General features: G+C 43.4%; 13 protein-coding genes. 3 read left to right on the top strand and 10 right to left on the bottom strand.

Features of this window, described 5'->3' with window-relative positions; translation table 11 throughout:
• Window positions 1–388: 388 nt before the first annotated feature.
• Window positions 389–1,345, top strand: a complete 957-nt coding sequence (locus MARGE09_RS06365) for a LysR family transcriptional regulator (RefSeq protein WP_236986510.1) — start codon at window positions 389–391, stop codon at window positions 1,343–1,345.
• Window positions 1,346–1,392: 47 nt separating this feature from the next.
• Here MARGE09_RS06365 and MARGE09_RS06360 read toward each other — a convergent pair whose 3' ends face one another.
• The 5 genes from MARGE09_RS06360 to MARGE09_RS21710 all read right to left on the bottom strand — a co-directional run bounded on the left by MARGE09_RS06360 (window position 1,393) and on the right by MARGE09_RS21710 (window position 6,437).
• Window positions 1,393–2,370 (bottom strand): MBL fold metallo-hydrolase, encoded by a 978-nt coding sequence (locus MARGE09_RS06360; RefSeq protein WP_236986509.1) that lies wholly within the window; start codon window positions 2,368–2,370, stop codon window positions 1,393–1,395.
• 63 nt (window positions 2,371–2,433) lie between these two features.
• Complete coding sequence (locus MARGE09_RS06355; protein WP_236986508.1) at window positions 2,434–3,507, bottom strand: MBL fold metallo-hydrolase; 1,074 nt, start codon at window positions 3,505–3,507, stop codon at window positions 2,434–2,436.
• A gap of 220 nt (window positions 3,508–3,727) precedes the next feature.
• Window positions 3,728–4,327, bottom strand: coding sequence for a flavodoxin family protein (locus MARGE09_RS06350; protein WP_236986507.1), 600 nt, complete (start codon window positions 4,325–4,327; stop codon window positions 3,728–3,730).
• 86 nt (window positions 4,328–4,413) lie between these two features.
• A complete protein-coding gene (locus MARGE09_RS06345) occupies window positions 4,414–5,580 on the bottom strand; it encodes a hypothetical protein (protein WP_236986506.1) in 1,167 nt (388 codons plus the stop codon).
• Between the two features lie 695 nt (window positions 5,581–6,275).
• Window positions 6,276–6,437, bottom strand: a complete 162-nt coding sequence (locus tag MARGE09_RS21710; protein WP_420828095.1) for a glutaminase — start codon at window positions 6,435–6,437, stop codon at window positions 6,276–6,278.
• 483 nt (window positions 6,438–6,920) lie between these two features.
• Here MARGE09_RS21710 and MARGE09_RS06340 point away from each other — a divergent pair, with 483 nt between their 5' ends.
• Both MARGE09_RS06340 and MARGE09_RS06335 read left to right on the top strand, forming a co-directional pair.
• The gene (locus tag MARGE09_RS06340) at window positions 6,921–7,592 is read left to right on the top strand and encodes a heavy metal-binding domain-containing protein (RefSeq protein WP_236986505.1); all 672 of its coding nucleotides are present in this window, start codon (window positions 6,921–6,923) and stop codon (window positions 7,590–7,592) included.
• Window positions 7,593–7,919: 327 nt separating this feature from the next.
• Window positions 7,920–12,071, top strand: coding sequence for a two-component regulator propeller domain-containing protein (locus MARGE09_RS06335; protein WP_236986504.1), 4,152 nt, complete (start codon window positions 7,920–7,922; stop codon window positions 12,069–12,071).
• A 291-nt stretch (window positions 12,072–12,362) separates the two neighbouring features.
• Here MARGE09_RS06335 and MARGE09_RS06330 read toward each other — a convergent pair whose 3' ends face one another.
• The 5 genes from MARGE09_RS06330 to MARGE09_RS06310 all read right to left on the bottom strand — a co-directional run bounded on the left by MARGE09_RS06330 (window position 12,363) and on the right by MARGE09_RS06310 (window position 17,788).
• Window positions 12,363–13,583 (bottom strand): DegT/DnrJ/EryC1/StrS family aminotransferase, encoded by a 1,221-nt coding sequence (locus tag MARGE09_RS06330; protein WP_236986503.1) that lies wholly within the window; start codon window positions 13,581–13,583, stop codon window positions 12,363–12,365.
• Window positions 13,584–13,806: 223 nt separating this feature from the next.
• The gene (locus MARGE09_RS06325) at window positions 13,807–15,093 is read right to left on the bottom strand and encodes a phenylacetate--CoA ligase family protein (RefSeq protein WP_236986502.1); all 1,287 of its coding nucleotides are present in this window, start codon (window positions 15,091–15,093) and stop codon (window positions 13,807–13,809) included.
• Between the two features lie 207 nt (window positions 15,094–15,300).
• Window positions 15,301–15,921, bottom strand: coding sequence for an acetyltransferase (locus MARGE09_RS06320; RefSeq protein ID WP_236986501.1), 621 nt, complete (start codon window positions 15,919–15,921; stop codon window positions 15,301–15,303).
• The gene (locus tag MARGE09_RS06315; RefSeq protein WP_236986500.1) at window positions 15,918–16,514 is read right to left on the bottom strand and encodes a sugar transferase; all 597 of its coding nucleotides are present in this window, start codon (window positions 16,512–16,514) and stop codon (window positions 15,918–15,920) included. Before MARGE09_RS06315 ends, MARGE09_RS06320 begins: the two co-directional genes overlap by 4 nt.
• A 17-nt stretch (window positions 16,515–16,531) precedes the next feature.
• Window positions 16,532–17,788, bottom strand: coding sequence for a glycosyltransferase family 4 protein (locus MARGE09_RS06310; protein WP_236986499.1), 1,257 nt, complete (start codon window positions 17,786–17,788; stop codon window positions 16,532–16,534).
• Window positions 17,789–18,139 lie beyond the last annotated feature (351 nt).

The raw sequence follows: 18,139 nt of genomic DNA, 5'->3' as shown, positions 1-18,139 counted from the left end.
TCCACGGAGGTTAAGCGCCGCGCCGACGAACGAATGGATTCACGAAGTAGGACGACACATCGCTACAGGTAGCACGCCTAACTCACATTCTGCCCCGTAAAATAAGTAAACAGGCTCACCTATAGAAAAAACCCCACACAACTAAACAATGGTGCGCATATCGCCTAAACACCTCAATATGCCCTAGCTTAATGTAGATCAAAATTCTATTTATCATGCTATCTATAGCTTAAACCACAATAACACAGGAGCTGATTGACTGGACCACAACTCTCCCACCTAAATTGACTTAGTTAAATAGACACGCTTAAATTCGCAAATTAAATTTGCATTTTTGGGATTTTAAGCCGAGAATGCGCGATATATAGTGCTGCTCGGAATATGTGCGATGTGGAGTTACGATGATTTGGTTATATTCATTAAAGTTATCGAAGAAGGCAACTTTATTAATACAGCTAAAAAATTAGATCTACCCGCCAGTACGGTAAGCCGTAGAATACTTCGGCTCGAAAAAGCTCTTGATACTAAGTTAATCAACCGTAACCCAAGAACCTTTAAGGCAACCGAGGCTGGATTAAAGATATTTGAGCATTGCTCAACAAATGTAAATGCCATTGAACAGTCAATACAGTGCATCACCGATTCTGCCTGTGGAACTGGTGGCAAACTAACGATTACAGCACCTGTTTTTTTGGCGCAAGAACTGCTCAAAGATTGGATAATTGAATTTCAGCTAGAACACAGAGACATTGAGCTGAATATATGCAGTGACAATCGATTAAAAGACTTGGTTAAGGACGACGTTGATTTAGCCCTCAGAATCGGCCCGCTTGACGATTCAAGCTTAGTTGCAATTAAGCTATGGGATATTGAAAGTTGCGTATTTGGAAGTGAAGAGTACCTAGCCAAGCACCCCACAATTTCAAAACCGGAAGATCTTTATGCGCATACCTGTCTATTTTTTAGAGCGGCCAAAGAGAAATGGGGGTTTCAGCATAACAAGTCAAAGGATATCGAATCGATCAAGCCCAACGGAAAATTCTTTATGAACGATATCCGAACAATAGTCAAAGCCACCGAAGAGGGGCTTGGCTTAGCTTGTCTACCCTCTTTCGCTGTAGAAAACTGCAAACACAGCATTGAAAGCAGAAAAAAACTCATACCAGTATTGAGAAACTATACTATTCACCCCGAACGAAGTGTTTACGCTGTTTACCATGACAGACGCTTTTTAAGTAAGAACGCCCGCCTGTTTTTAGAACACATGAAGACTAAGTTCCTTCAACTCAACAGCTGTAAAGCGGGCCTTAATAAATTAGGTAGTTGCAGCATGGAGCCTATTTAAGATTACAAACACGCGGGCTGTTTCATTCTAAGGCTAAAGCTAAAGCCTTAGATCGATTGCCCAGGAAAGGATTCATGGCCCAAATAGACCCGAAGCCCTGGAAGTTTGGACGAAAACTCTATTAAGCGATCTAACGAGTTTGCTGCTTGTTCAGTATTTGTGTTATAGCTTCCTGGCTCAACGCTGTTATTCCACCCCCAAACTGTGTGCGAACCGTCGCCTGCCAACAATACAGGTCCATCCTTTGCTCTTATAAAGAAGGCCATATTTCCGCGAGTGTGACCTGGAATGTGGAAGCCCAAAACGCTACCGTCTGAAAAAATATCAACATACGAAAAGGGCGAACCAGCACTACGACTGGTTTGCCACTCCCTCAAAGGTCCAAGCCCACTTAGAAGCTTATTTGTAGTTCTGCGAACAAAAAGATGGCTAAAACGTTTGTCCTTCGCTTCATCAGGCCCTACATAAACTGGAGTGTTTCGCGGTATATCAGGCAACCCCATAATATGGTCAATATGCAAATGGCTTAAAAATACTCCCGATAAAGGTTCATCCAAGCCGCTAACAAAGGTGTAGGTATCCGTTAATACCTCTAACTGCTCGAATGGCAATGAAGTCGATATGGGAAAGTAAACCGGCAAATCGCTTTGCCCTCTAAAAACTTTAGAAACCCCACTATCAATCAAGTAATATCCGTATTTTGGATGGCGTATTAAATAAAAATAGACATCAATATTCAACGGCTCATTTTTTAGACCGGCTTCTTTCGAGCTTTCGTGCTCTAAATTCACAATCCCTTTACGTGGGACTACCCAACGCGCAGCGATGTGTCGACTAAATTCGATGGGGCCCGGCTCAGACAGGTTAGATAATACCGACCAAGTCGTAGCCCCGCCAAGCTCACCGCCTAGTGTTTGATAAGGTATCGGCTCTATCTCATGGGTTGCCTGCGAGCAAGAGCTAAGCAATGCATTCAGTAGAATACAGGCGGCAGCATACGCAAAAATTCGGAAATACTGTTGCATTAATTTATCGCCAAACAGGCCGCCAATATCGCGGCCGATGACAGGTTCAAACTCAGATTAACGTTACTTATCAACACCTAAGCGCCTAGCAACAAAATAAGATTCGCAGTTTGCGAAATTAAAGGTTTCCGCTCCAGCTAAAGCTTTTGAGTTGTCCCCTGAATTTTCCCCTTCGATGTATTTCTTGTCCAGCTCTTCCCTGCACGCTTGCGCAATTACATCCAGATAACCACCAAACAAGGTCCATTTAGCCTGATGTGTGAACGATGAATACGGACCATGTTGTTCGTCAATTAAATCGACTGTTTCATTAAGCTTATTGATATCCATAACCATAGAGTCTACAACATTACGAATATCATCTACGTATTCAATTTGTAGCTCAATATCTTCTCGAGTTCCTAACCTCAATCCATGACCAGCTACGAAAATATCAAAATCCTTTGTTAATAAATACTTTGTGCCTTCATACCAATCAACAAAATTTTCCGCCACACCCATTCGCCTAAAAGGAACGTATCCAGGGTAAACCAGATCCACAGCCATCAAAACTTTTTGATCAGGCAATAATACGAATACATTGCCCTTCATATGCGCATCCCTAAAAGTGCTCAATTCAATGTTTACCCCATGAATCCTCACACTAACATCACGCTTGAACTTGCGATTTGGCTCTGGCCGCTTAGGGTCTTTCGCTCGCTTCAGAATTTTCTTGGTGTCCTGATGAGCCAAAATCTTTACACGAGGGTATTTCTCTTTAATCGCACCAGCGCCGCCAATATGGTCTGTATGAGCATGGGTGTAAATTAGGTGCGTAACAGGTACACCGGGAGCAACCTCTTCCAAGGCCGTCAGTACAGGTGTTGGGGGGAAAAAGGGCATTGGCTCTGGCGCATCTACAACAATGATTCCCTGTGGGCGCACAATAGCCAAAGAGTGGTAGTTATTGTCCGTTATCCAGTAAACTCCATCGTCATGAATCTTTGCTACGTGATAGCCTTTTTCATCTATATCAGCATCAATCATGGGCTCGCCTTGCGCAATAGCCGCCAAAGGAGGAATTCTTTCGGGAATATGGATTTCTGCCACACTTAAAATGGGAATAACAGTAATTAAAATCAATAGAAGCTTAAGCATACCAATATCCTTGTAATTGAAATCTAACTAATTATTGAAAAGTCCTTGCTAGCATCAGGTCACCCCCCCCCCCTGCTCGGCAAGATGTAGACGCAGCCTTGAAACTGCCCCAAAAACCTATTTAATTACCAAAATCGACCACTAGCCGGTGCACAAACCGGCCACCTGGCTTAGCAGAGGCTACTGAACAATATCTCGATCAGTAGCCTTGCGGGAAAACCTACTCGCCACCTACAACTTTCATACCCAACAAATTTTCGCCGCGAGCTAATTTAGCGCCAAAATCCTTCGCAATAATTTCATGGCCTTCATTCATTCCTGAGGTAATTTCCATTTTAGACGCGCCGTCAATGCCGCCCAACCAGGTCATTCCCAAGAATACTGCTGTATTATCCATCGCCGTTTGGAGAACATTTGAAGAATTCATTTGGTTCATCCCAGAGTGCGTGGAAACCAAAGCCAAGCCCTTTCCACCTAAATCCGACGAAAAATCCAAATTGATGGTATCAGTCCAGCGATCAACGAACGTTTTCATCTTACCGGTCATTTGACACCAATAGATGGGCGTAATGAGCAAAATGATATCTGCGCTCATCATCTTGTCCTTTAGTAAAGGCATATCATCGCTTCCGGCTTTTTCAAACTTATTGAAAAGTGCGTCGCCGAAATAATTTTCCCATACGTCAGTGATATTAAAATCGTAGATATTAACTTCTTCTACTTCAGCACCGTTTTTCTTTGCGGCTTCTATCACATGATTACCGTAAGTACAGGTATTACCTTCACGATTCGGGCTACCACTGATGGCGAATATTTTCATATTTTTCTCCAATAACAATTTAATTATAAATGTAATTTAGCCAGTAACGGCAAGAGCTCAAAAAACGATTAAAACAGCATTAAACTTCAATTTTCCTGAGGCAAAGAATCTATATATTCAGAAATTTTTTCAATAGCAAAGGTATCTTTTAGGTTATTGCCAATAAACGGCATTTTAACCAAGTCGGTTCTAGAATAACCGCCACTATGATGCCAAAGGGGAATATTGAAAGTATGTAGTTCGTGCGTTGCGTTCATTCTAAACAACAAAGCACTATTCTCTGAATCACCAGGTTTGATAATTAACTCAGGGCTTCCATCTGGCATCAACCAATTTGAGATAGGTCTACCCATGGAGGTCTTAAAAGTACCGTTTTGCTGAATATGCTGAGCGTGGGCGGGGTGGTGAAAATCAGAGAAGGTGGAAATTTCTGCCAGCCCAGTCTCGTTGTGGCAACTCCCGCAATTTGTATGGAGATAACCCAATACCGAGCGTTGCAAGGGGTAGGCCTCTGAATCTGGGATTTGCGGCATTTCTGGCATCTTTCGCGTCACTCTATTAAGGCTTTGCAAACCTTCTAGAGTGATCATTCCAGGCTCTAGGGCCTCGCCATGAATAGCATCAGGGTCACGATTATCGGATAACTGTAACGCGGAAAACCCAAGCACTGGCGTCTTTTTAGGCCCAACGTCTAAACCAGCCTTATCGTGACATAGCAAACAAGCGAAGGCTGGTGGAATGTCGTAATACACGCCTTCATCAATTTCATAATGACCCTGTATTCCTTCTTCTGGAGCTGCCGTCGCAAGAGTTTGGTTGTCATTCCAAACAAAGCTTTGCATAACCCAGCTGCCATCCTTTCTTTTTTCCATATAGCGCGTTTCTATTTTTCGGTTTCCTTCGGCCTCATCAAACGAAAACTCTTTCCATATCTTCGTTCCCTTTGGAAAAACCCAAGAATCTGGATAACGCGTATTAATCTTCTTTTTACCCGGAATATATATCCAACGGCGCTTTTGAGATCCATCAGACCAAAGTGGGTATTGAGGAGAATAAGCGGCAAAAAGATGCCTCCGGCTATTGGCCTTTCCGGCGCCTTGCACGCCCGATTTTGGCAAGTCCGAACGAGCCGGCTTAACCTCATTGAGCTCATAAAAACCTGTTTCAAACAGGTTGTCGTACGCATAGGCGACTGAGGCCCACCCCATGCAAGCAATAGCAAGCGGACCTTTACCCAGACTTGATATCTTCATACTGAAAGCCCTCCATAACATATTCACATTTTTAAGAGTTATTAAATTACCCCCAACTCTCGGGCGCGCCAAAAACACAAACCAAAACGTAACTATCCAAGTGGTTTAGTCAGGCCAAGTGGTTTCGCCAGGTAGCGTCGAAATAATACTTCCCCAAAAAGCAGATTGGTTATTTTCTGCACACGCGCGTACCAAGAACGCTCGCATAGCGCCCAGCCCTAGCATGGCTGCGCAGGGGTAGACTTTGCAGGAGCTCGACGTCGCCGATGACTAAGCAACCCAGAAAGTGGTCCGTGTGTTGGCGGGGATCGCTGAATAGTTACACCAAAGCAACCGGAACCTTCTAGGGGCAGTTTTTAACGGATATTTCTTAGAGGATACTAACGCTAGTAAGTCGAGGGTTAAACAACCAAAAATGCAAATTAACTTTGCATTAGCAAAGCAATGTCACATCAGAAACAAAAGGCGTGCGTAAAAAGTACCGTGTTATCGATAGCAAGGCATCAGCCTGTTTGTCGCGCAAATAACGCACCCCAAAAAACAAAATAACGCGCCACCGTACGGGTATGCACCATCTAATTGCTATTAAACACGAAAACCAATGAAGAGATAATTGAGGACACCCATAACACCTACGTAACCCTGACGTTGCATTAGGCTCATGAAGTGCTTACCGCGTGATGCCTGAATCCCGTTTAATTTTCTGAGTCCGCAATTCCGGTACGACATTTAACGGTCGCAATGCCTGATAGCTTTCGTATAACCGCCAGTTGCTCTGCCTTAGGGTCACCTAAGCGAGAAACCAAAATATCACAGATAGCAATCGCTCCCGCGTTAATAAAGGGGTTTCTTGGGATACCTTTTCATGCGCCCGCTGCACGAGTGAATTAAATACAGAGCCGGATGGCTCCCCCACAAAAAACACTACTAGCCATAATTTTTAGGGCCAATGTCAATGAAAAATCTTGCAATGCTTTGGCATTGAAAATCGCGCATTCTAGCCGTCATAAAGTGGACCCCTATCTATTCGGGTCAACCTTAATATGCTCTGGAATGCAGGCCGCGACAGCACCGCAGTTATCTGCAGAAAGCTGCCAGAAGCAACGTCTGCCCTGCTCTTATGAAAAGACCACTGTGTTTAGAGTTGCCCATATAAGATTCGGGCCTTTAGCCGCAGCGCCACATCAATGCACAATAAATTGACACTTTGTTTAGATCTTTTAGTTATTAGCGATAATAATTGACCAATATTGACAAATTTGTGAGGCCACTTCTTGAGCGGGCGTGCAATATAGCCTAAAATTTGCACACTTTTTTGCAGAAACCAATAGTGAATAAATATGCAATCTTTAACTAAACCTTGCCAAAGCTGTAGCAAACCCATGAATGGCGGCATGTACCGCGCCAGCCATATATGCCCTCATTGTTTTTTTGAACACGAGGGAGGCAAGCGCTCCAAAGCCAATTCAGCTGAAGCCCCCACAGAAGTACCGCCAGCAAAAGAATTCAAAGTGAAGCTTAAAGACCCTGCCACACAATACATTGTGACAGAGCATGAAGAAGCGCCAGCAACACAAGCCAGCCCAGAACCGACACAAGAGCCAGTACCCGCTGAAGCGCCAGCCCCTGTAGCCGCTGCCGAAGAACCCAAGCAAGCGATAGAAAGCGCCAATATTGTGCTAACAACAAAGCCAAAAGCAGAGCAAACCGTGCTTGCAGAAATGGGCGACGTTAGTGCCGAGTGCGTGCTTAGTATTGCGCTAACACCAGAGTTGTTCGAAAACGGTAAGTTTATAGGCCGCAAAAGCCCCAAAGTGCTCGCAGCCTTGAAGCAAGGTAAGCAAAATGCGCTAGAGCAATTGCGCCAAGCAGCACAAACACAAGACGCCAACATGGTGACAGATGTAGCCGTGAAGAACGGAATGAAGCTAGAGGGCACGAAAAGTGCCAATATCACAGTATCTGCCACGGGTAACGCTATAGTCGCCGAGCTAGAAGGCTGCGAGGCTTAAACAGCCCTTGCCTTCCGCAAATATTCTAAGCCCCACACGGTTGGGGCTTTTTTATGCCTGCCATTCCTAAATAGCTATCACTAAATAGCTATCGCCAACTAGCCGCATGCACGAACACCCCCTTCCCAAGCTGCAATATTTATCTAAAGGCTTGCCTATTTTCCCCAAAAAGTAATTAAAAAATACGAATTACAAAAACAAATAAGCTTTTTCGCAAATGTTCATACAGCGGCTATTCTTTAATTGATAACCCTGATTACTCATGCCGCATACGGCCACTTCTGCGACTATGCAGAAGCAAACCATGAATATCAACGAGAATTAACAATGTTGCGTTCAAGCATTTTTGTCGGCGTAAAAGCCTGTTTTTTAACGTTATTACTTCCTTTAAGCACCATAGCTGCCGATTACCCTGAAAAAATGATCTTTCAGAATATTATGGCAGAGCAGGATATTGGCTTAGGAGAGGTCGAAGCCTTTACCCAAGACAAAGATGGTTTTATGTGGTTTGGCGGGCGCAACGGTTTATTGCGCTACGACGCGTACGAATTCAAAAAGATTATGATCGAGGCCGACAAGAAAGATAAAAGCAGCCCTCGTGATGTATCGCAAGCCTCAGATTTGTACATAGATTCAAAAGATAGGCTATGGGTAGGCACGCGCTGGGGCCTCTATTTGTACAGCCCTGAGCGCGAAGAGCTAACCCGCCTATACCCCAAAAACGGCGCCCAGGTAAATTTCAACCAGGGTAACTACAACCGTATTTTAGAGCTCGCCAATGGCGACATGCTGGCAGCAACCTACCATGGCCTTGTTCGCTTTAACCCAGATACCATGCATGTCACCCAAATAACCGCAACAGGTAACAGTGACGCTCCAATCAGCGATGCCGTCTACGACATGTTTACCGCCAAAGATGGCACCATATGGCTAGGCGCCAGCGCAGGGGTAAGCCAGCTAAACCAAGAAACCATGCAGTTTGATAACATTGTGCCATTCGCCGAAGACCCTTCCGCGACAAAAGAAAACGCCATACAAGCCATTAAAGCCGATAGAAATGGCCACATTTGGGCCGCCGCATCGCTAGGTCTTTATCGTATTAATCCAGAGACCAAAGAAGTTTTTCGCTACTTAAACGACCCGAATGACCCACGCAGTATTTCAGACGATATCCATGAAGATCTATATCTAGATTCGACGGGCATTTTATGGATTGGAACAGACCGCGGCGGGCTTAATTACTACCACTACGAAACCGATTCCTTTCGCCACTTTAAACACCGCGAGTCCGAAAAAGGCTCGCTATCATCCAATATTACCCGCCGTATTTTTGAAGACAATAACCACGACCTTTGGGTTGGCACCTACCCCTCCGGTATTAATTTCCACGATAGATCAAGCTCCGCCATTAGCGTTTACCGTCACGATTCCAGCAACCCAAAATCGCTCGGCACAGATTTAATAACAGATATAAAAGAAGACTCAAAGGGCAATTTTTGGCTGGCAACAGATGGCGCCGGCCCCACTTACTTCGACCGAGCGCGCGGTGAGCTTAAAAACTTTTTAGCTAAAAATGGTGAACCCGATCGGGTAGCATCCAAAAAAATGCTGTGCGGCTTAATTGATAGCGACGGCGATGTTTGGTTTGGCACCTGGGATGCCGGCATATTTGTCTACAATAAAGCCGAAGAAAGATTCGATCAACTACCACTAGATACCTCTTTACGCTACAAAGGGGAGCGATTAAATGTTCTAACAGATACCAGCATTTGGGATATTTACGAAGACAGTAACCGCAACCTTTGGATTGCCAGCCACAATTCTGGCCTAATTAATTACAACAAAAAAACCAAAGAGTTTCGCTATTACAACCATAATGCTTCGCAAGATGATTCCCTATCAGATAATCTTCTATGGTCTATTTTTGAAGATAGCAAAAAACGCTTTTGGGTTGGCGCGGTTGGCGGATTAAACCTAATGGACAGAGAAAAAGGCACATTCCAGCGCTTTAAATCAGATGCCGCTATTGAGGGCAGCCTAAAAAATGATTTCATTAACGTCATCGCCGAAGACCAAACAGGCAACATATGGATTGGCACAAATAACGGCCTCCATCGCTTTAACGAAGATAGCCAAACCTTCACACTATTTGACGACCAAACGAGTGGGTTTTCTGATAATGGCATTAGAACTATCGAAGTCGATTCTGCCAATAACCTATGGCTAGGGACGAATAACGGCATTATCTTATTTAACCCTGAAAATGGTGATATCAAAAATTATCGACGCTTCAACGGCGAAAAAATAGGGGGTATATCCACTGGAGGTTCGCTATTAACATCTGCCAATGAAATAGTCATGGGTGGACCAAACGGGTTACGTATATACAACACCAAAAAATTAAAAGATAACACCGTCAAGCCCCCCATTGTGCTTAATGATTTTAGAATTTTCACCAAGTCTATTGCCATAAATGGCGAAGATGGCCTACTTCAAAAAGCGATCAATCAAACCGACAGTATCACCTTAGATTATACAAAATCCATGATCTCTTTTAACTATTCGGCACTCAATTTTAGAGACTCCGATAAAAATCAATACGCCTATAAGCTCGAAGGGTTTGATGATGATTGGCGTGAAGTCGGCTCGCAACGCCAAGCCCTATATACCAACCTAAGCGCTGGTAAATATACCTTTAGAGTAAAAGGCAGCAATAACGATGGCGTTTGGAATGAAACAGGTAAATCGATTGAGGTAATTCAGCTGCCACCACCTTGGCTAACTTGGTGGGCCAAAACGCTTTACGCATTATTTATATTAGGTAGCCTTGCGCGCTTTATTCAATTGCAACGCAATAAACGCAAAGCCATTGAAGAGCAAAACAGGTTGCTCGAACTTCGCGTAGCAGAGCGCACAACCGAATTACGCGCTAAAAATGATGACATCCAATGCATGCTTAGCAATATGCGCCAAGGGTTATTTACCATAGAAACTGACGGTAGCATTCACCCTGAATACTCTACCCACTTAGAAAGTATTTTTGAACAAGAAAAACTTGCTGGTGAAAATGCGTACCAACTACTGTTTTACGGGGCGCTAGCGGGAAGTAACGAATTAAATCAAGTTAAAGAGGGTATAGGCGCAATTATTGGCGAAGACGAAATGAACTTCGAATTCAATAATCATGTCCTTTTAAGCGATTACGATACGGTGATTGCGGGAAAAACAAAAAGCTTATCTCTCGACTGGAACGCCATAATCAACCCAGAAGGTATTGTTCAAAAGCTTATGGTTTCTGTTCGGGATGTAACGTTACTTAAGCAAATGGAAAGCGAAGCGGCCAGCAAAAAACGAGAGCTAGATATTATTAGCCAACTACTCAACCTGCCGTCTTCTAAATACCGAAAATTTGTGAGCACAACGACCGAGTTTTTAAATGACAACGAAACCTTGATTAGCGATAACAATGCCCAAAAAGACGAGGTCGTCTCTGCATTATTTAGAAACATGCACACCATCAAGGGCAACTGCAGGACCTATGGTTTCACCCATTTCAGCGATATCGTTCACGAAGTAGAAAGCCTATATAGTGACTTAAGCAAAGGCGATGCAAAGTGGGATCAAGAAGCATTACTTAAAGATATAGCCCGAGTACACGAAATACTCGCCGAATACGAGCATATATATTCTTCCGTATTGGGCCGCCAACCAGAGGATAACGAACGCAGCGGTAACGGCTTCTGGATGAGCGAAGAAAGCATTCAGCGAATGAATAACAATATAGATCAAGTAATGCTAGAAAACGCGTCAACAAACCAACAAAAATCATTGATAGACATGAAATCCGTATTGGCTAAGGGTATTTCATCAAGCCTAGAAGATGCCCTTAAAGACGTGGTGAACTCCCTTCCGTCTATTGCCGAACAGCTAGAAAAATCACCGCCAAGCGTCGACATTCACAGTAATGGCACCCGCATTAAGAACGAACACCTCGAAACAATTAACAATGTATTCGCCCACCTACTACGTAACTGCCTAGATCACGGTATAGAGCCGCCGGCAGAGCGAGCAGAAAAAGGAAAGCCCGAAACAGGAAAAATAAACATTGTTAGTACCCAAGACGGTAACAAAACACAATTAACGGTTAACGATGACGGCAAAGGCTTAAACATTAAACGCCTGTATGCCATGGGCATTAAACAAGAACGCTGGCAAGCGGGCGAAGCAATAGACCCAAATATTATTTGTAACATGATTTTCGAATCCGGCGTATCCACCAAAGAAACCGTCAGTGATATTTCTGGCCGGGGTGTAGGTATGGATGCCGTAAGAGCCTTCATTCGCGAATTAGGCGGTGATGTTTACATCAAACTAACCGCCCCACCTACAGCCGGCCTAGAAACCGGAGAAGTTGATTTCGCTACCGTAAAATTTATTATTGAGCTACCTGATACTATTTGCTTAACAGCCATTAATTAAAAACTACCGCCGTTAAGCCTTGTATAGAATATTTTGGGATGATAGAAATTGGCTCTTATCAAAGAGCCAATTTCTAAATACTCGGAGCTATCGACACAAATCGCCAGAAACCCCAATAGAACCGGCGCCTCCATTTTTGCGGCGAGGCAGAAACCTCTTGTTGGAGCTTGCACCGCCACACGGAAGTGGTTGATTAGAATGGCGCAGCGAGTAGTTATCGAGAAGCAGAATGTCGAGGAGCAAAAGCCTTTAAGCCACTATTGCGAAGCAAGTGAATCTTTAGAGGTTCCCTTATGCATTATCCGTTTCAAGTTCAGGCTCAGTATTTAACGCTTCACTTAACGTTGCTGTACTCATAACTTGCAATAACGCGCGACACGTCTTTTCAATTTCGGATTGCGTTAAGGTCGGGTGACAAAGAAACATAAGGCTTGTATCTCCAAGCTCCTTAGCGTTTTGCAGTGCAATACTAGGCCGCCAGCCAGTATTATCAAAAGCTTTTTCAAGATAAACTTCAGAGCACGAACCCGAGAAACAAGGAACTCCAAGCGAGGTCATCTCGCTCATAATTCTATCTCGGGACCAAGTAGGCTTAAGCATTTCAGGTTTAACAAATAGGTAACACTTATAAGCTGCATGCTCAATGTATTCTGGCAATTCAGGCGTACGCAATGCAGAACACTGCTTTGCACATTGCCATATATTTTCAGCATTATTTTGTCGTAACTTTTTCCACTCGGGCATGCGCCTAAGCTGTATTCGCCCAATAGCTGACTGAGCCTCAGTTAATCGCCAATTTGTACCAAAGCTATCATGCAGCCAACGAAAACCCGGTGGGTGATCACGCTCATAAACACTTTCCCAGCTTTTTCCATGGTCTTTAAACGACCACATTCTTTGCCACAACTCAGCATTATTGGTAGTCACCATGCCGCCCTCACCGCCGGTTGTCATTATTTTATCTTGGCAAAAAGACCAGCAACCGATATGGCCTATGGAACCAACGCTTTTACCATAATAAGTAGCACCATGTGCTTGAGCACAATCTTCTATAACAAAAAAATTATTACGCTCAGCGAGGGCCATAAGTCCATTCATATCACAGGGCCACCCCGCCAAATGCACAGCTATTACAGCCCGGGTTTTTTCCGTTACCTTTTGAGAAACCGAATCAACCGTAATATTCTGCGAGTCAAGATCAACATCTGCAAAAACAGGAACCGCGCCAGCCAAAACAATACTAGAGACAGACGCCAAAAAAGTGCGTGGCGTTACAATAACTTCATCACCTGCCCCGATATCTAAACTTTTCAGCGCTAAATCAAGTGCAGTGGTACCATTTGATACAGCTACTGCATACTGAGCGCCAACAAAGCTTGCAAATTCCTTCTCAAACTCTCGCCCTTGCGTTCCAGTCCAGTAATTAACTTTATTCGACATCAACACATCTTGTACGGCATCAGCCTCTTCCTGTGTAAAAGAAGGCCAAGGCGAAAAAGGTCCATTAATCATAAAAATAACCTACTAATAAAAATTATAAATGAGTACTAAATCGATACATGTAAATAACGATACTGAGAGAGCCTCTTAGTAGACATTACACCGCCACACGAAAGTGGTTGATTAGAATAACGCAGCGAGTAGTTTTCGAGGCTACAATGTCGATAAAGCATTATCGAGGAACGAAAAATGATGACACGACTAACACAGAAAAAGTGCATTTTTAGAGATGCCCTTACGTTAATGCTGTATAAGACTCCATTTCATTAATTACAACACGTGACTTTCCTGAATCTAATCGTTCAATCACATCCACGTCAATCAATTGAATATCAACAGTACCACCTAGTAAAGCCTTAAACTTCTCAACAAGACTGGACTTGTCATAGCCCGTATGGCTAACAACATTAACGATAAATCTACATCGACTAATTTGAATAATTTGAAACTGCTCTATATTTGGAAAGGACCACATAACGTCACTAATAGCAATCCAGGAAACTGTTTGGCCTTGTTTGCCAATCAAACTATCCGCTCTGCGCCCTGTTAACTCCTTGATCACCACACCTTTCCTTCCGCACCCGCAAACACGGTTATCGATAACAGCAAGATCGCCAATATCATATCGAATCAACGGCATTGCGTAGGAGTTTAAATCGGTTACAACAATTCGCGCAGTTTCACCTGGCATTGCCGGCTCACCAGAGTTCAGTTTCAAAAACTCAATATGATAATTTTCTGAGTTAACATGAAGTCGACGCTCCTCTGGACATTCATGCGCCAAAACACCGGTTTCCAAAGTTGCGTAACGCCGAAGTACAGGGCAACCAAAAATTGATTCAGCCCTTTGCCGCGCATATTCCGGTAATTGTTCTGCAGTAGAAATAATACCTTTTAGATTGAAGCTCTCTTTAGCATCACCACGCTCTTCACAGTAACGTGAAAACTGATCGATAACAGAGCCATAGCCAATATAATAAGGTATTTTTCGATCAATCAGATCCTTTCGCTGCTGAGCAAACCATTTATCAGACAGTGAACGTGGATTTGCAATAATTTCCTTCTGAATAAATAGCTTTAACTTACTTTTGTTAACGCCCACAGCATTCAGCAAATGGGCGTCGCCAACATCATAACCAACCCAGCGGTTGTAATAGATTATTTCAGCCGTGCGTACGAGCGATTTGTTTTTACACCAGTAAAAATAGAATGGGATGCCATTGGACCCGCTAGTTTTACCCTTTATTAAACCGCCCCGACTGTAGGCATTAGAAAAAAATAGATTTTGATCTTTTCTAATAACCTCCTTGTTAACAACAGGGAATCGCTCTAACTCAACAGTACTATTCTTTAGCGCCTGATAATAAGGGACATGATTAATCGCATAATACAATAACGGTAAAGCGCTTGCCTGCTTGCCATTACTATAACTTACCTCCAAATCATCAATAGTCTGAGATAATATTCTGTTAGAAATTAAGTCGTACACCCAAAAGAACAAGTACCCGAGTTTCAAAGCCATACTCTCGATTCCCACATCATTAACAATCAAACTACGCTTTTATTATTCTATAAATGTAATCATTCTATGGGCAGTCATATTTTTAATAAATGCGATTGACTAGCGATTTTTTTCAAGCATTAACACTTAAGCACTGCATAAACTTGATTTTATTAAAATAAAAACCTCTAACCGATAATTATTTCAACACAAAGCAATTGATAACTTCTAATTTTTGGGCTTAGCTGGGACGCCAATTAAAACTTGACCATCTTCGGCATTACTTACTACTGCCGCACCAACACCAATCATGACATTACTACCAATAACCAAACCCTGTCGAATTGCAGCCCCAATCCCTACCCAGGATAAACGGCCGATGTGTACATTCCCTGCGACATGGGCACCGGGAGCAACGTGCACACACTCTTCAAGCTGACAGTCATGCCCCACCGTTGAGCCTGAATTAATAATCCCGCCATCACCAATACAACTAAACGCACATAAAACGGCACCACCAACAACCATTACACCGGAACCTAAAGTAGCGAATGGACTTATTATCGATCGCGGATGAATTAACGAGATAATCGGTGCATTAATATCACGAAGTAGCGCTAATTTTTCAGAGCGAATTTTATTATTACCAATTGCGACGAAAACACCGGCATAATGGCCAAATGAATTCAACAGCTCGGTGGTATTGCCGGCAAAGGACCAATGTTCAAACCGTGTACGATTAGTATCACTATCATCGAAAAAGACCACATCCCCCCAGCCGCTTTGCAAAGCAATGTCGGCGGCTACCCGCCCATGGCCACTAGCCCCAAGTATTGCAAGGGTTTTCATTCTGAGCGTCCCGTAAATACAGGCATTGCAATATCGTCACCATGAGAAATCCCTTCGTGAACAAATACCTTTTTAATTGTTAGAAATAGAATTTTGATATCGAGGAAAAACGAACGATTATCAACATACCAAACATCGTATTCAAACTTCTCCTCCCAAGAAATGGCATTGCGGCCATTGATCTGGGCCCAACCGGTGATTCCAGGCCTAACCTCATGGCGCCTTTTTTGTCTTTTGTCGTATAGCGGTAGGTATTCGACGAGTAATGGCCTTGGACCAACAAGGCTCATGTCCCCCTTAATCACATTCCATAATTCGGGTAACTCATCGAGACTAGAGGCCCTTAGTTTTGTTCCAAAAGAGGTTATTCGCTGTTCGTTTGGCAGTAAACTTCCACTCTCATCGTAAGCATTACGCATGCTACGAAATTTAATCATTTGAAAAATTTTTCCATTTAAGCCTGGTCGATATTGCTTAAAAAATACCGGAGACCCTAGCTTTCTATTAACCAAAATTGCGACAATAAGAATAAGTGGAGCAAGTACAATCAAAGCTGAACTTGCGATAAGAATATCAACCATACGCTTGAACATAACGCTTCCCCCCTAGATTATGAATATTTTCCAGATGCAATAATATCTACATTGTGAGTATCACGATTTACAGCCGCGACAATAACCTTTTCTAACTGGCTAGCTAAAACGTCGCGATCAAATTGATCCTCCGCAAGCTTTCTTGCCGATTCACCTGCACAAGATAACCATTCAGAATCTTGAATTTTCTCAGAAATTATCTTCGCAACTTCCGCTATAGGCTTTTTCCACATAGCCAAACCACAGCCATGAATATTCACTAGGTCATGCTGCCAGCCACCATAATTAATCATAACCGGCGTACCAGAAGCCAATGCATCAAAAAATTTATTGGCAGAATTAGGCTGCATTTCAGTAATATCAATAAATAGGCTAGAAGCCATATCGGCGGCCGACAAAAGGCCTGGGATCTGGTTTTTGGGCAGACTGTCCTCAAAAAATATGTTTTTTTCAAACACGCCTTGAGCCTTAGCTTGTCCCATAACCAAGTCCCACTCCTGTCCGCCACCCACCAAGAGAATTCGTATTTCTGAGTTAATGCTGTATAAAGCTTTAGCCAAATCAACCATATAACCAACACCATTAATACGCCCAAATGTTCCTGTGTATACAAGTAAAGGCCGATCCCCCAACCAAGGTCTAGCCGAGCGAAATTTAGCTGCAGCACTTTGGTCATACTTAAACTCTTGATTGTCACTACTATTAGGAATAACAACAATTTTTTCTTTCGGGTAACCCGTTTTAGCTATGCCATCTTTCATTCCTGGCGATAAAGCAACTATTGCATCAGAATTTCGATAAGCCCACCTTTCTAACTGTTTTGCCAGAAAAATACTCACCGAGTTATTAAGTGCCCCCATGGCAATCGGCAATTCGGGCCAAAGGTCTCGAACTTCAAAAACCATCGGTATTCGGTGATTCTTTGCGGCAAGTACCGCAGGTATTGCAATAGTCAGCGGTGTGCTCGTTGCAAATATGACATCGGCATCCAATTCAATTGCCTTTTTCCTCGCAGCCAAAGCAAAATCAAAAAATGCACGAATTCGCTTTACATAACCCATTGCATTTGAATAAGGAACTGGGAGCCAATGAACAACAATGCCCTGCTCCAGCGTCGTAAACCAGCCACTTTTACTATCCGTATCACTACGCCATGAGGTGATCATATGGACATCATGGCCAGCGGCAACCATACGACGAGCCATTTCATATGAACGCGTACCACCAGACATTTTTGGAGTATTAAAATATTGATGTAAATAAATAATCTTCACGCGTAAGTACTCTCGTTGAAGTGATTAATTTTTCTATCATATTAAGGGCATCTCTAAAAATGCACTTTTTCCGCTAGCTGCTTTCGGGGTTATTCTAATCAACCACCTACTTGTGGCGGTGCAATGTCTAATAAGGCGCTTCCTGCACCGATGCGTCGCTCCACCTCCTGAATCCATTCAGTCATCCGGGCGGTGCTTGACCTCCACGGATGGCAATGTCATTAACTTAGCGGCAGCCGACAATTTTTCTGGACTCGCTCAAGCCAATCCATGGACGCTCCGCACGCGCTCCCGGCGCGTGAGGGTCCTGAAAAATCACCGCCTACCGCTTAACTTGCTTTAAGTTAATGA

This window comes from Marinagarivorans cellulosilyticus, from assembly GCF_021655555.1.
GTDB lineage: Bacteria > Pseudomonadota > Gammaproteobacteria > Pseudomonadales > Cellvibrionaceae > Marinagarivorans > Marinagarivorans cellulosilyticus.
This window is presented reverse-complemented; position numbering and strand designations above follow the sequence as displayed.

Bases quoted from the DNA above. Each gene is read 5' to 3' on its own strand.
- MARGE09_RS06320 (WP_236986501.1), bottom strand. From the start codon at position 15,921: ATGAAAACCCTTGCAATACTTGGGGCTAGTGGCCATGGGCGGGTAGCC.
- MARGE09_RS06365 (WP_236986510.1), top strand. From the start codon at position 389: ATGTGGAGTTACGATGATTTGGTTATATTCATTAAAGTTATCGAAGAA.
- MARGE09_RS06325 (WP_236986502.1), bottom strand. From the start codon at position 15,093: ATGGCTTTGAAACTCGGGTACTTGTTCTTTTGGGTGTACGACTTAATT.
- MARGE09_RS06335 (WP_236986504.1), top strand. From the start codon at position 7,920: ATGTTGCGTTCAAGCATTTTTGTCGGCGTAAAAGCCTGTTTTTTAACG.
- MARGE09_RS06330 (WP_236986503.1), bottom strand. From the start codon at position 13,583: ATGATTAATGGACCTTTTTCGCCTTGGCCTTCTTTTACACAGGAAGAG.
- MARGE09_RS06345 (WP_236986506.1), bottom strand. From the start codon at position 5,580: ATGAAGATATCAAGTCTGGGTAAAGGTCCGCTTGCTATTGCTTGCATG.
- MARGE09_RS06340 (WP_236986505.1), top strand. From the start codon at position 6,921: ATGCAATCTTTAACTAAACCTTGCCAAAGCTGTAGCAAACCCATGAAT.
- MARGE09_RS06350 (WP_236986507.1), bottom strand. From the start codon at position 4,327: ATGAAAATATTCGCCATCAGTGGTAGCCCGAATCGTGAAGGTAATACC.
- MARGE09_RS06360 (WP_236986509.1), bottom strand. From the start codon at position 2,370: ATGCAACAGTATTTCCGAATTTTTGCGTATGCTGCCGCCTGTATTCTA.
- MARGE09_RS06315 (WP_236986500.1), bottom strand. From the start codon at position 16,514: ATGTTCAAGCGTATGGTTGATATTCTTATCGCAAGTTCAGCTTTGATT.
- MARGE09_RS06355 (WP_236986508.1), bottom strand. From the start codon at position 3,507: ATGCTTAAGCTTCTATTGATTTTAATTACTGTTATTCCCATTTTAAGT.